Annotated in this window: 13 protein-coding genes; 9 read left to right on the top strand and 4 right to left on the bottom strand. The window is 38.9% G+C overall.

Going from position 1 to position 12,991, the window contains the following annotated elements; translation table 11 throughout:
• Window positions 1–5: 5 nt before the first annotated feature.
• On the bottom strand, window positions 6–1,007 hold the full coding sequence (locus ACH63V_RS07605) for a hypothetical protein (RefSeq protein WP_200001352.1): 1,002 nt from the start codon (window positions 1,005–1,007) through the stop codon (window positions 6–8).
• 157 nt (window positions 1,008–1,164) lie between these two features.
• On the opposite strand from ACH63V_RS07605, the gene pheS reads away from it, so the two are divergent.
• The 3 genes from pheS to ACH63V_RS07590 are packed head-to-tail and all read left to right on the top strand — an operon-like array spanning window position 1,165 to window position 4,852.
• Window positions 1,165–2,145, top strand: a complete 981-nt coding sequence (gene pheS, locus ACH63V_RS07600) for a phenylalanine--tRNA ligase subunit alpha (protein ID WP_311069600.1) — start codon at window positions 1,165–1,167, stop codon at window positions 2,143–2,145.
• Window positions 2,146–2,177: 32 nt separating this feature from the next.
• Window positions 2,178–4,559, top strand: a complete 2,382-nt coding sequence (pheT, locus tag ACH63V_RS07595) for a phenylalanine--tRNA ligase subunit beta (RefSeq protein WP_396463143.1) — start codon at window positions 2,178–2,180, stop codon at window positions 4,557–4,559.
• A complete protein-coding gene (locus tag ACH63V_RS07590) occupies window positions 4,556–4,852 on the top strand; it encodes an integration host factor subunit alpha (protein ID WP_000126166.1) in 297 nt (98 codons plus the stop codon). The genes pheT and ACH63V_RS07590 overlap by 4 nt, the downstream gene beginning before the upstream one ends.
• Before the next feature lie 168 nt (window positions 4,853–5,020).
• On the opposite strand, the gene ACH63V_RS07585 is transcribed toward ACH63V_RS07590, so the two are convergent.
• Window positions 5,021–5,266: a hypothetical protein gene (locus tag ACH63V_RS07585; RefSeq protein WP_263612953.1), complete on the bottom strand. Its 246-nt coding sequence runs from the start codon at window positions 5,264–5,266 to the stop codon at window positions 5,021–5,023.
• A 93-nt stretch (window positions 5,267–5,359) separates the two neighbouring features.
• Between ACH63V_RS07585 and ACH63V_RS07580 the strand changes: the two genes are divergently transcribed.
• On the top strand, window positions 5,360–5,494 hold the full coding sequence (locus ACH63V_RS07580) for a hypothetical protein (RefSeq protein ID WP_396463142.1): 135 nt from the start codon (window positions 5,360–5,362) through the stop codon (window positions 5,492–5,494).
• 183 nt (window positions 5,495–5,677) lie between these two features.
• Here ACH63V_RS07580 and rho read toward each other — a convergent pair whose 3' ends face one another.
• Both rho and trxA read right to left on the bottom strand, forming a co-directional pair.
• Window positions 5,678–6,946: a transcription termination factor Rho gene (rho, locus tag ACH63V_RS07575; RefSeq protein WP_001054522.1), complete on the bottom strand. Its 1,269-nt coding sequence runs from the start codon at window positions 6,944–6,946 to the stop codon at window positions 5,678–5,680.
• Between the two features lie 320 nt (window positions 6,947–7,266).
• Window positions 7,267–7,593: a thioredoxin gene (trxA, locus tag ACH63V_RS07570; RefSeq protein ID WP_002054512.1), complete on the bottom strand. Its 327-nt coding sequence runs from the start codon at window positions 7,591–7,593 to the stop codon at window positions 7,267–7,269.
• 279 nt (window positions 7,594–7,872) lie between these two features.
• Between trxA and ppx the strand changes: the two genes are divergently transcribed.
• Genes ppx through ACH63V_RS07545 form a run of 5 tightly spaced genes read left to right on the top strand, consistent with a single transcriptional unit; the run spans window position 7,873 to window position 12,972 of the window.
• Entirely contained in the window at window positions 7,873–9,393 is a 1,521-nt protein-coding gene (gene ppx, locus ACH63V_RS07565; RefSeq protein WP_311069605.1) for an exopolyphosphatase, read from the top strand.
• Window positions 9,394–9,411: 18 nt separating this feature from the next.
• Complete coding sequence (locus tag ACH63V_RS07560) at window positions 9,412–10,233, top strand: acetyl-CoA carboxylase carboxyltransferase subunit alpha (protein ID WP_213688850.1); 822 nt, start codon at window positions 9,412–9,414, stop codon at window positions 10,231–10,233.
• Window positions 10,170–11,570 carry a tRNA lysidine(34) synthetase TilS gene (gene tilS, locus ACH63V_RS07555; RefSeq protein WP_396463141.1) on the top strand — a complete coding sequence of 467 codons (1,401 nt, stop codon included), beginning with the start codon at window positions 10,170–10,172 and terminating at the stop codon, window positions 11,568–11,570. Before ACH63V_RS07560 ends, tilS begins: the two co-directional genes overlap by 64 nt.
• Complete coding sequence (gene proC, locus ACH63V_RS07550) at window positions 11,545–12,381, top strand: pyrroline-5-carboxylate reductase (RefSeq protein ID WP_005804294.1); 837 nt, start codon at window positions 11,545–11,547, stop codon at window positions 12,379–12,381. The genes tilS and proC overlap by 26 nt, the downstream gene beginning before the upstream one ends.
• A gap of 21 nt (window positions 12,382–12,402) precedes the next feature.
• Entirely contained in the window at window positions 12,403–12,972 is a 570-nt protein-coding gene (locus ACH63V_RS07545; protein WP_000501183.1) for a YggT family protein, read from the top strand.
• Window positions 12,973–12,991 lie beyond the last annotated feature (19 nt).

The following is a 12,991-nucleotide window of genomic DNA, read 5'->3' as shown; positions in this document are numbered from 1 at the left end:
CTTGATTAAAGACCAAAATAATAAGCTAAGGCACAAATAATGATGGTTAGAACAATAAGCTTGATTACACCTGTTCCTCCAGCCTTATGATGAGGTGCTTTTAAATGGGTTGCAGACTCATTCGTTGCATCAAAAGGAGAGGGTTTCTCAACAGGCTTTAATTGAGCTGTTTGATAGTGATTTGCTGCTTTCACAATCAGCTTTGCAAATAGGTCGTCAGTTTTGTGGGTAAAATTTCTTAAGTTAATAATTTGTTCTTGGTCTAAGTCTTCCCCTAAAGGATCATTTGCGGTGCGTTTCTTCTGCTCTAAATAATCTGATAAAGCCTGAGTGCGGTAGAGGAGTTGATGTGCACAATCAGCTGGGTAGTTTTCAGGAATAAGAGCAAGAGTCGGTTGATGATCTACCGAAATTTGATGTGTTGACCCATCAAAATATTTTTTCAGAAATTCTGGTTCTTCAAAACCTGCTGCATACTTACTTCGAAATAACTCAGTTTCCATAAAGTCAGCTATTTCATCCCATTGAGGTACTTTTAAGTCAGCATCAACTTTCTTAGATAATTTTTCGTTCAGTTCAAAACGCCAGAAAGTTTCTAAACGTAAATCACTACGCTGATTTAAAGGCGCTTCAAATTCATTATCGCTGCTGTACCACTCTGCAAGCTCATGGCCAAAAATCCATGCGATTTTTTTATTGTTTTGATGGCTCACAATAAAATGGGTATAGGGTAAAAGTTCTACATTATTATTTGGATTTTGCTCTTCATTTAAGATGGTTGATAAGTGAAGAGAGATTTGGGTTGTCCCTTGTTTTTTGAGTGCTTCTAGCCAAACTTGGAAATGTTGAGCAAGTAAATGCTGTGAAATTAAGTCACGAAACTGAAAACTATGTTGGTCAAAAATATGATGTTGTCGCCATTGGTTGAAGCTTAAATTCTGGCGAAGGTATTCATTACCGTAGGTCACAAGTGTAAGTTGTTGTTTCCAAATCTGATTGAGCGCCATAATAATTGATCTCATTGACGATAGTATTATTTTATACGTTTTATCTTTTTGTTGCCTAATACATTTTTCATGATGGATAAACTTCATCAATACGGTGAAAAACTGTTAGAATGCAGCGTTTTATTATATTTTTAAATTTGTTGCTTTGAGAGTTAATATGTCACTGGAAGCCCTGACCACAGAAGCGCTTGCTGCCATTGCAGCAGCTCAAGACCTTGTTGCACTTGATCAGGTGCGTGTGCAATTTACAGGGAAAAAAAGCCAGCTTGCAGAACAATCGAAAGCATTAGGGAAAATGGACCCTGAAGAACGTAAAGTACAAGGTGCTGCGATTCATGCTGTTCGAGAAACAATTAATAGCGCTTTAAGTGAGCGTCAAACGGCATTACAACAAGCTGCGCTAGCGCAAAAACTAGCAAATGAGACCATTGATATTACTTTACCAGGTCGTGGACAGCGCATTGGTACAGTTCATCCTGTTATTCAAGTACAAGAACGTATTTGCCAGTTCTTTACTAAAGCTGGTTTTACAGTTGCAACAGGACCAGAAGTTGAAGATGACTATCATAACTTTGAAGCATTAAATATTCCTGGGCATCACCCTGCACGTGCTATGCACGATACTTTCTATTTCGATGCAAACCATTTGTTGCGTACGCATACTTCTGGTGTGCAAATTCGTACCATGGAAACAAGCCAGCCACCAATTCGTATTGTATGTCCGGGCCGTGTATATCGCTGTGACTCAGACCAAACGCATTCGCCAATGTTCCATCAAATCGAAGGTTTGTACGTTGCTGAGAACACCAGCTTTGCTGAATTAAAAGGTTTATTAATTAACCTACTGAATGAATTTTTTGAGAAAGATTTAAAAGTACGTTTCCGCCCATCATATTTCCCATTTACAGAGCCTAGTGCAGAAGTGGATATCATGGATGAGCGTGGACGTTGGTTAGAAGTATTAGGCTGTGGCATGGTACATCCAAATGTACTACGTGCTGCGGGTATTGATCCTGATAAATACAAAGGCTTTGCTTTTGGTTTAGGGGTAGAGCGTTTTGCAATGTTGCGTTATGGCATCAATGACTTACGTATGTTCTATCAAAATGATGTGCGTTTCTTACGCCAATTTGCCTAACATTTTTTCAGGATTAAATAAGGTTTATAAAGATGAAGATTAGCGAAAATTGGTTACGCACATGGGTTAACCCAGCCATTGATAGTGATACATTATCTGATCAGTTGACTATGCTTGGTCTTGAGGTAGATGAACTAGCATCTGTTGCTAAGCCATTTACTGGAGTTGTGGTTGGTGAAGTTCTAACGGTTGAACAACATCCAGATGCAGACCGTCTGCATGTAACAACAGTTAACATTGGTTCAGGTGAACCTCTGCAAATTGTATGTGGTGCTCCTAACGTTCGTGTTGGAATGAAAGCACCTGTAGCAACTATTGGTGCAGTATTACCAGGCGATTTTAAAATCAAAAAAGGTAAGCTTCGTGGCATCGAATCACAAGGTATGCTGTGCGGCGCTTCTGAAATCGACCTTGAAGATAAAATCGATGGTTTGCTTGAGCTACCTGCCGATGCTCCAGTAGGGGTGAACATCCGTGAATATTTGAAACTTGATGATAACGTTATTGATATCAGTATTACACCAAACCGTGGTGACTGTTTCAGTATCCGTGGTATCGCACGTGAGATTGCAGTAATTAACCAACTGCAAATGAATGAGCCTGAAATCAAGTCAGTTGATGCGACAATCACTGATGAGAAAAAAGTAGTGATCAGCACGGATGGGGCTCCACGCTACTTAGGACGTGTAGTTAAAAACGTGAATGTAAAAGCTGCGACCCCAGAGTGGATGGAACAAGCTTTAGCACGTTCAGGAATTCGTACTCACAGTATTCTGGTTGATGTAACGAACTATGTCCTCATGGAATTGGGTCAGCCAATGCATGCTTTTGATTTAGCTAAAATCGAAGGAACTGTACACGTTCGCCAAGCTCAGCCACAAGAAAAGTTGCAACTCTTGAATGATCAAGAAGTTGAGTTGCAAGAAGATGTGATGGTTATTGCAGATGACCAGAAAGCACTAGCAATCGCTGGTATTATGGGCGGTCTAGCATCAAGTGTAACTGATGATACAGCTGATATCTTCTTGGAGAGCGCATTCTTCGCTCCACTTGCGATTGCTGGGCGTGCTCGCCGTTTTGGTTTGCATACAGATTCTTCGCAACGTTATGAACGCGGTGTAGATTTTGAATTGCCATTAATTGCGATGAATCGTGCTTCTCAGCTCATTCAAGAATTAGCGGGTGGTGAGTTTGGTCCTATCACTGTAGCTGAAAAAACTGATTTACTTCCAAAACGTGAAGCTATTGAACTTAAGCAAGCTCAAGTAGACCAATTATTGGGATATCAAGTTGCTGCTGATTTCATTACAGATGCTTTAACTCGACTAGGGTGTAAGGTAACAGTTAAGGCTGAGAGTGAATGGAGTGTAGTACCACCATCACATCGCTATGACATGGCTATTTATCAAGACTTAATTGAAGAAGTAGCGCGTATTGATGGCTATGACAATATCCAAATTAGCTTACCAAGCATGGATGTTAAATTTGCTAAATATCAAGATCGTTTTGAACTCGCTGAGTTGCGTCAAACGATCGTGACTTTAGGTTATCAAGAAGCAATTAGCTTTAGCTTTGCTGATGCAAAACTTGAAAAGCAATTAAATCCAGAAGTTCAGCCACTAATGTTAGCAAATCCAATTTCAAGTGATTTGGCTGCAATGCGTAGTACTTTACTTTCTAGCTTAATTCCTTGCGTACAATATAATCTCAACCGTCAGCAAAGTCGCGTGCGTTTCTTTGAGCTTGGTTTACGTTTTGATTATCAAAATGCCGCTTCTATTCAAGACTTAAAGCAAATCCCGACATTAGCTTTAATTGCTGTAGGTTCTCGTGAACCTGAATCATGGCATGCTAAGCCACAACCAATGGATTTCTTCGATTTCAAAGGTGAAGTAGAAGAGGTTTTAGCTGCTGGACGTCTTAAAGTTGAATATGCTCGTTCAGAGCGTGCTTGGTTGCATCCGGGACAGTCAGCTGAAATTTTAGTTGATGGTAAATCAATTGGTTACCTAGGCCGTTTGCACCCATCTTTAGAAAATGAGCTTGATTTGAGCACAACTTGGGTTGCTGAGCTTGATCAGGCAGCAGTTTTGCAATCTTATGTATCTAATTTTACAGAATTATCACGTTTTCCTTCGGTTAGACGTGATATTGCGCTTTTAATCTCTGATAATATAAATGTTAGAGATATTCAGCAGTTAATCGAAAAAACTGGTGGAGAGCTTTTAGACTCTACTTGGTTATTCGATGTGTATACGGGGCAGGGTGTCGAAGATGGTAAGCGCTCATTAGCGTTTGCATTACTATGGCAACATCCTTCACGTACGCTTGAAGATGCTGAAATTAAATCTGGTATGGACAATATAATCCAAGTGTTGGAAAACACTTATCAAGCGACATTGAGGGCCTCATGACAGCACTAACTAAAGCAGACATGGCTGATCATTTAAGTGAGTTAACCAGCTTAAATCGCCGTGAAGCAAAACAAATGGTCGAGTTGTTCTTTGACGAAATTAGCCAAGCGCTTATCGCGGGTGAGCAAGTTAAGCTTTCTGGTTTTGGTAATTTCGAACTTAGAGATAAACGCGAGCGTCCAGGACGTAATCCAAAAACAGGCGAAGAAATTCCGATTTCTGCGCGCCGTGTAGTGACCTTTAGAGCGGGTCAGAAATTTAGACAACGCGTTGGAAATGAGCAGATCGATTGATCTGCTTTTTTTTATTTATAATTTTTAATGGTTTGGAATAAAATATATTTTATAGGCGATAAATATAATTTAAATAATATATAACGTAGCTATTGTTTAAATTATAAAATTTAAGCATAAAAAAAAGAGGACATAAAGTCCTCTTTTTTATCTAATCTAGAGTATAGATTAGTGTGCAGCAGAAGCAGCAACGTCAGAAGCAGCAGCAGCAACGTCAGAAGCAGCAGCAGCAGTTTCAGAAGCAGCAGCGTCAACAGCAGTAGCAGCTTCAGAAGCAGCAGCAGTAGCTTCAGAAGCAGCAGCTACAGCTTCAGAAGCAGCAGCAGCAGCAGGAGCTTCTTCTTTCTTAGAACAACCAACGAAAGCTAAAGTAGCAGCAACAGCAGCAGCAACAGCGAATTTTTTGAATAACATGGCATCACTCTCACAAAAAAAATTTGAGATTAAAAAAACCTAAGTTAGGCTGTTTTGCTTTTATTATTCCTAAACGTAGCTAGGTAACAACGCATGGAGCAGTCTAACTGGTCTGCCGCTATGCTATCACTGCGAATGTTGAAATACTACTGTCACCTGTCAAAAAAGAGCAGAAAAATCGAAAAAACAGTCTGTTTTTTAACAGAAAAAAACAATCAAATAGATTAGATATATTGGAAAAGGTGTAAGTAAACTACTAAAAAACATAATTTTTTTATATTAAAAATATTTGTTTTCAAAAGCTTAAATATATCCTTACATAAGGAATAGTAAAATGTAGTTTTGTGTAAAGCATGTCAACCAAATAAAAAAGCTACTCATGAGAGTAGCTTTTTTGGAACAAATTAATGATTAAGTTGAAGCTTTACGTTTCATTTGATCAAAGAAGTCATCATTTGTTTTGGTTTCTTTCATACGGTCAAGTAAGAATTCCATAGCAGCCAACTCATCCATAGGATGAAGGAGTTTGCGAAGGATCCAGACTTTACGTAATTTATCTTCATCCATTAAACGTTCTTCACGACGTGTGCCTGATTTCTTAATATTCATGGCAGGGAAGACACGTTTCTCAGCAATACGGCGATCAAGCGTAATTTCTTGGTTACCTGTACCTTTGAATTCTTCGTAAATTACATCATCCATTTTACTGCCAGTTTCAATAAGCGCAGTAGAGATGATTGTTAAAGAACCGCCTTCTTCGATGTTACGAGCAGCACCAAAGAAACGTTTTGGACGTTCTAATGCATGAGCATCTACACCACCCGTTAATACCTTACCTGATGAAGGGATTACAGTGTTGTATGCACGAGCTAAACGTGTAATAGAGTCAAGCAAAATCACAACATCTTTTTTATGTTCAACAAGACGTTTTGCTTTTTCAATGACCATTTCAGCTACTTGTACGTGACGGGCAGGTGCTTCATCAAATGTTGAAGCAACGACTTCACCACGTACAGTACGTTCCATTTCAGTTACTTCTTCTGGGCGCTCATCAATAAGTAAAACAATAAGGAACACTTCCGGATTGTTTCTCACAATAGATTGAGCAATGTTTTGAAGTAACATTGTTTTACCCGCTTTTGGCGGTGCAACAATAATCGAACGTTGACCTTTACCAATTGGGGCAACTAAGTCGACAACACGAGCAGTTAAGTCTTCTGTTGTACCATTACCTAGTTCCATAACCAATTGTTCAGTTGGGAAAAGGGGAGTTAAGTTTTCAAATAAAATTTTATTTCGAGAATTTTCAGGCGTGTCATAGTTAATCTGATTAACTTTGAGTAACGCGAAATAACGCTCACCTTCTTTCGGAGGGCGAATAGTACCTGTGATGGTATCACCTGTACGCAAGTTAAAGCGTCGGATTTGTGAAGGACTCACATAAATATCATCCGGACCTGCTAAATACGAACCTGCGGCAGAGCGCAAAAAACCAAAACCATCAGAGAGAATTTCAAGAACGCCGTCACCAAAAATTTCTTCGCCATTCATTGCATGGCGTTTCAAAATGGCAAAGATAATATCTTGCTTTCGGTTACGAGCCATACCTTCAAGGCCCATAAATTCAGCAATTTTAATTAGTTCGCCGATTGGTTTTTTCTTGAGTTCAGTTAAATTCATAAGGGTCAGAATTAGGAAAGAGTAGAGTGTGGTTTAAAAGAAGAAAAATCGCTCGCATACAAAAAAGAGTATCGCAATTGTATTTACACAATAACAATTCAGAAGTCTGATTAACTGTTTCGAAGAGAAATGTGAAAAAACAATTTCTGTTGCCGAGTGGCGATCTTTATGTTTGTGTCTTGTAAGAAGCCGGACAGAAGACGATTCCCTTCAGTGCCTCTTGAGCATGCAATATAAGTGAGATCAGCTAATTTGTCAATTTATAGCCGAAAAAAATACGCTATAGAGATATAGCGTATTTTCATTTGTAACATTTCGTCTTAAACGTTTTCGTCAATGAAGCTAACGAGTTTAGAGCGAGGTACAGCACCGATTTGTTGAGCTACTACTTCACCATTTTTGAAAAGTAATAAAGCAGGAATATTACGGATATTGTATTTTACTGCAGTATCTTCACAAGAAGTCACGTCAACTTTAACGATTTTTACTTTACCAGCATATTCACTTGATAAATCTTCAAGAACAGGTGCAATTGCTTTACAAGGTGCACACCAACCTGCCCAGAAGTCAACAAGTACAGGTGTTTCTGCATCTAGAACATCTGCTTGGAAGTTATCATCAGTTGTATTTACAATAGTCGCAGACATGGTACGGCTCCAATTTTTAGAAAAAAGTGCTATCACTATATGAGGATATAATCTCTATCAGTATTACATAGCTACTTAGTTCAATGTAAGGGTTTGATGCTATTATTCAAGGCTTAACTGAATTTGTCTAATGGATGCTCACGATATTCACCATCGGCTTGTACAATCGTTTAACAAATAGAAAAATATCGATGTCTATTAATTGTTGATGAAAATGGCTTTTCAATTGCATTCTTGTGAATTACTCTAGGCGTGAATTGTTATGGGTTTAGTTCAATAATGTCTGATTTTCTGATTGATGAAGAATTACTTGCTGCCATAGATATGGGGTCGAACAGTTTTCACCTTGCAATTGCACGGGTAGATCACGGTGAAGTTAAAAAAGTGGCTTCAATGTCAGAAAAAGTACAGCTTGCGGCTGGTCTTGATGAAAATAAAAATTTAACAGAAGCAGCACAACAACGTGGATTAGCATGTTTAGCTCGTTTTGTGGGACGTTTAAGTTCTGTTCAACCCAATCGTTTAAGAATTGTGGCAACCAATGCTTTACGTCAGGCTAAAAATGGCCATGAATTTATTCAAAAAGCCGCTGAAATTTTACCCAAACCTATTGAAATTATTGCTGGTCGTGAAGAAGCACGACTGATTTACCTTGGTGTATCTCACACGATGGCTAACGGTGGACGTCGTTTAGTTGTGGATATTGGTGGGGGATCTACCGAGTTTATTATTGGCGAAGAGTTTGAGCCAATTTATACCGAATCATTACAAATGGGATGTGTAGCTTATACAAAAGCCTATTTTGCTGATGGTGAAATCACACAAAAAGCATTCGATAAGGCAGTAGTTGCTGCCCGTAAAGAACTTTCAGCAATCGCAACGACTTATAAGATGGAAGGTTGGGATACTGTTGTTGGTTCAAGTGGAACTATTAAAGCCTGTCGTCAAATTATGGTGAATATGGGGTTAAGTGACGAGCAAGAAAATGTCACTCGTGAAGGCCTCTATAAACTTAAAGATAAGTTACTTAAGTTCAAAAATATTTCTGAAATTGATTTTGAAGGACTTCGAGAAGACCGACGAGCAGTTTTGCCAGCCGGATTGGCAATTTTGTACGCAGTTTTTGAAGTATTGGAAATTGAATATTTGGCATATTCTGATGGTGCATTGCGTGAAGGAGTCATGTATGACCTGTTAGGTCGTTTTAAACATGAAGATATCCGAGATCGTAGTGTACAAGCCCTAATGGGACGTTATAACGCTGATCCGAAACAAGCAGAACGAGTTGTAAATACAGCTCAACAGTTATTCGATGGTGTAGCAAAGCCACTTAATTTAACCAGTGAAGACAGTGACTTACTGCGCCGTGCTGCATATTTGCATGAAATTGGTTTAGCAATTAGTCATGGTGGTTACCATCGTCATGGTGCTTATTTATTACAGCATTCTGATATTCCAGGTTTCTCACAAATTGATCAAAACCATCTTTCACATTTGGTTGCTCATCATCGTCGCAAATTACGTAATGATGTAAAAAATGAAGTTTTAAAGGCTGGCGGTTATAAATTACTTTACTTAAGTTTATTACTTCGCCTTGCAGTTTTACTCAACCATAGTCGCAGTGATCAGATGCTTCCTGCCATTGAATTGACCATCATAAATGATCAACAATGGCAGCTTAGTGTTTCTGGTGATGCCAAACAATGGCCATTGTTAGTTGCCGACTTGCATGATGAGCAAGAGCAGTTTAAGCATTGGGACATTGAATTGAATATTCAGTCGGAAAAATTTATCGATTAAAGGGATAATATTCGACCTATGAAAAAAGCTACTCAGTCCAAAGCGTGGACAACGGTTCAAATTGCACGTCATCCTGATCGTCCGCAGTTTCTAGATTATGTCGGTGAAATCTTTACAGAGTTTGATGCCTTGCATGGTGATCGTTTGTTTGGTGACGATGGTGCGATGGTAGGTGGTCTTGCTCGTTTTGACGGTCAACCTGTGATGGTCATTGGACAACACCGTGGTCGTAGTACCCGTGAAAAATTAAAGCATAACTTTGGTATGGCTAACCCTGAAGGTTACCGTAAATCTCAGCGTTTATTAGATATGGCTGAGCGTTTTAATCTTCCTGTGTTCACGTTTATTGATACGATGGGTGCATATCCGGGTGTTGGTGCTGAAGAACGTGGACAAGCTGAAGCAATTGCAACGAGCCTTGCTCAACTTTCAAGTTTGAAAGTTCCTGTTGTTGCAACAGTACTCGGTGAAGGCGGTTCTGGCGGTGCTTTAGGTATTGGTGTTGCAGACCGAGTAATTATGTTATCGCATAGTATTTATTCTGTAATTTCACCAGAAGGTTGTGCTTCTATTTTATGGAAGACTGCTGAAAAAGCAGCTCAAGCGAGTGAAGCTTTAGGTTTAACAGCAGATAAACTACAATCTCTAGGTATTGTTGAATATGTAGTAGATGAAGGTGAAGGGGCTCATTTAGACCCTGAGCGTGTTATGCAAAACCTAAAAGTGGTTTTGAAGCAAGCTTTGGAAGAGTTGCTACCAATGGATGCAAATGAACGATGCGAAGCACGTTATCAACGTTTAATGAAGTTTGGCAGCGAAAATTTAGGCATCACGTCTTAAAGCAGGCTCAAGAGTTTTCAGAAAATAGTTCTTTTCTTATTGGATGTAGTGGTGGCATGGATTCAATGCTACTACTACATTTAATGGCTCAAATTTTCCCTCAAAAGATCCGAGCAATTTACATTGATCATCAACTGCAAGAACAAAGTGCAGAATGGGGGGAATTTGTTGCCAGTCAGTCAACAAGTTTAAATATTCCTTATATTATTCAAAAAGTTCAGATTTCTGATGGGAATCTGGAAGCTCAAGCACGTCAAGCACGTTATCAAGCTTATCAGCAACATTTACAAGAAAATGAAATTCTATTGCTTGCTCATCATCAGCAAGATCAGGCCGAAACAGCTATTTTACGTTTATTGTCAGGTACAGGTGTAGATGGACTTGCTGCGATGCAAGCTATTGATTACCGTGAAAGCATGACAATTTGGCGCCCTTTTTTGGATCTAACACGTGAGCAAATTACTTTTTGGACTGCTCAGCTTGAAGTTAAGTATATTGATGATCCAATGAACTATGATACCCATTATGACCGTGTGTGGTGTCGTGAAGAGCTTTGGCCATTTTTATCAAAAAGATTTCCAAAAATGCAGCAGGCACTGAGCCGAACCAGTTATCTCATGCAAGATGCTTCTGAAATTTTAGAAGAAGTTTTGAAAGCCGATTTAAAGCATTGTGGAACGGCTGAATACTTAGATCTAATTAAACTATTAGATTTGTCATCTGCTCGTCAACGTCAATTACTTTCTGCTTGGATGAAGGGTGATGGGCAATATCGGCCTGCATTTGAAATGGTTGAGCGGTTAAAAAATGAAGTAATTGATTCAAAGTCTGATGCACAAGCGGCATTACATTGGAACCAGTTTTACTATGCCCGTTATCAACATCATCTTTATAGATTGAGTCGACAAGTTTTTCTTGCTGAAAAATTAAACCCAGTTGAAACCGAGATGGAGCATTATTTTCAACTAGGGGAAATAGTGGAGTGCGCTTCAGGACAATTTCAAATTACTCAAAAAAATATGGGTTTGTCTGCATCTTTATTAAATAAAAAATTAAAAATTATTCGACGCCAAGGTGGTGAAAAGGTCCATTTATATGGTCGTGTTGGGCAATGGCCATTAAAAAAAGCAATTCAAGAAGCACATATTTTGCCTTGGCTTCGTCATACAATTCAAATATTAGTCATAGATAATGTTATGCTTGGGGTTTTTACACCGAAAGGATTTTGGTTGGCTCAGTCTCCGTATTGTGAGCAAGGAGGATGGCAACCAGATTTAATTTCTTATTCTTGTAATCTGGTAAATGGCGAAGATGGTTATGACAAGTGCAGTAAATAGTAATATCTGTTTTATTGGTGGTGGTAATATGGCCCAAGCTTTGATTGGTGGGCTCATTTCAAGAGGTTTACCGCCAACACGTATTACCGTTTCAGATCCTGTTGAGCAAATACGTCAATTATTGCAAGAAAAAGAAGTCCATGTGACACAAGATAATGTAGCTGCAATTAAAAATGCTGATGTCGTTGTACTGGCAGTAAAACCACAAGTTTTGGCGACTGTTTTACGTCCTTTAAAAGGACTGTTATCAGATAAATTGGTTATTTCAATTATTGCTGGTGCTGAAATCCAAACGATATCAAACTTAATTGATAGCAATCGAATTGTTCGAGTTATGCCAAATACGCCAGCTCTAGTTCAGACGGGTGCGCATGGTATCTATGCAAATGATGTAGTAGGTACTTCGGATCGTGAATTAACAAGTCAGATTTTAGCAGCCACAGGCTTAACAATTTGGGTAAACTCCGAAGCTCAAATTGATGCGGTAACAGCGGTTTCTGGCTCAGGTCCTGCATATTTCTTCTATCTCATGGAAAGTATGATCCGTGCGGGTAAAAATTTAGGACTTGATGAAAAAGTTGCAACTGCGTTGACTCTTCAAACGGCATTAGGTGCAGCTCAAATGGCAATTACGAGTTCAAATACTCCTTCTGAACTTCGTAAGAATGTGACATCGCCAAATGGCACAACTCAAGCTGCACTTGAAGTTTTTGACCGTGCACAAATCTCCCAAAATATTCAATCTGCATTGGCTGCTGCACAGAAGCGTAGTCAAGAATTGGCTCAAGAATTGAGTGACAGTGCGAAATAGCTTAAATAGGATAAGACAACTATGGGTGCAAATTCTGCGCTAATTTTTGGAATTTTAATTAATGTTGCGATTTTATTGGTCTTTTTCCGTTTTTTAATGCAATTGGCGGCAGTAAGTCCTTATAATCCTGTGGTTTTATCGACCGTAAAGGCGACTAAAATTGTTGATATTTTTGGCCGAATTTTTCCGACGGTCGCAAAAGGCCGATTTAATTTGGCTGCGTTGGTTCTTTTAATTATTTTATATTTGCTGAAAATTTTTGGCGTGATGTATCTTTCTGGTTCTATGCCAAATAGTCCGGTTCACTTAGTGATTCTGACATTTGTGACGATGATTCAGGACCTAATTCGTTTCTGCCGTTATTTAATTTTCGCGACAATTATTTTGAGTTGGGTGGTTATGTTCACTCAATCGCGTTCACCTTATATTGAAGTGATTCAAGATTTAGCTGAACCATTACTCGCACCATTCCGTCGTTTATTGCCTAATATGGGAATGATTGACTTATCTCCAATTTTGGCGTTTTTGGCGCTTTATATTGCCGAGATCTTAATGAATGAAGTTGCAAAAGTTCTTTTAACGGGACTTTAAGCTAACGCAATAAAAAAGG

It is taken from the genome of Acinetobacter sp. ABJ-A23_2 (assembly GCF_044538765.1).
Classification (GTDB): Bacteria; Pseudomonadota; Gammaproteobacteria; order Pseudomonadales; family Moraxellaceae; genus Acinetobacter; species Acinetobacter nosocomialis_A.
Note: the sequence above shows the minus strand (reverse complement) of the source record. Positions and strands in the feature narration are given on the sequence as shown.

Excerpts from the sequence above, each read along its gene's own strand:
- ACH63V_RS07605 (WP_200001352.1), bottom strand. The coding sequence starts at position 1,007 with ATGGCGCTCAATCAGATTTGGAAACAACAACTTACACTTGTGACCTAC.
- pheS (WP_311069600.1), top strand. The coding sequence starts at position 1,165 with ATGTCACTGGAAGCCCTGACCACAGAAGCGCTTGCTGCCATTGCAGCA.
- pheT (WP_396463143.1), top strand. The coding sequence starts at position 2,178 with ATGAAGATTAGCGAAAATTGGTTACGCACATGGGTTAACCCAGCCATT.
- ACH63V_RS07590 (WP_000126166.1), top strand. The coding sequence starts at position 4,556 with ATGACAGCACTAACTAAAGCAGACATGGCTGATCATTTAAGTGAGTTA.
- ACH63V_RS07585 (WP_263612953.1), bottom strand. The coding sequence starts at position 5,266 with ATGTTATTCAAAAAATTCGCTGTTGCTGCTGCTGTTGCTGCTACTTTA.
- ACH63V_RS07580 (WP_396463142.1), top strand. The coding sequence starts at position 5,360 with ATGGAGCAGTCTAACTGGTCTGCCGCTATGCTATCACTGCGAATGTTG.
- rho (WP_001054522.1), bottom strand. The coding sequence starts at position 6,946 with ATGAATTTAACTGAACTCAAGAAAAAACCAATCGGCGAACTAATTAAA.
- trxA (WP_002054512.1), bottom strand. The coding sequence starts at position 7,593 with ATGTCTGCGACTATTGTAAATACAACTGATGATAACTTCCAAGCAGAT.
- ppx (WP_311069605.1), top strand. The coding sequence starts at position 7,873 with ATGTCTGATTTTCTGATTGATGAAGAATTACTTGCTGCCATAGATATG.
- ACH63V_RS07560 (WP_213688850.1), top strand. The coding sequence starts at position 9,412 with ATGAAAAAAGCTACTCAGTCCAAAGCGTGGACAACGGTTCAAATTGCA.
- tilS (WP_396463141.1), top strand. The coding sequence starts at position 10,170 with ATGCGAAGCACGTTATCAACGTTTAATGAAGTTTGGCAGCGAAAATTT.
- proC (WP_005804294.1), top strand. The coding sequence starts at position 11,545 with ATGGTTATGACAAGTGCAGTAAATAGTAATATCTGTTTTATTGGTGGT.
- ACH63V_RS07545 (WP_000501183.1), top strand. The coding sequence starts at position 12,403 with ATGGGTGCAAATTCTGCGCTAATTTTTGGAATTTTAATTAATGTTGCG.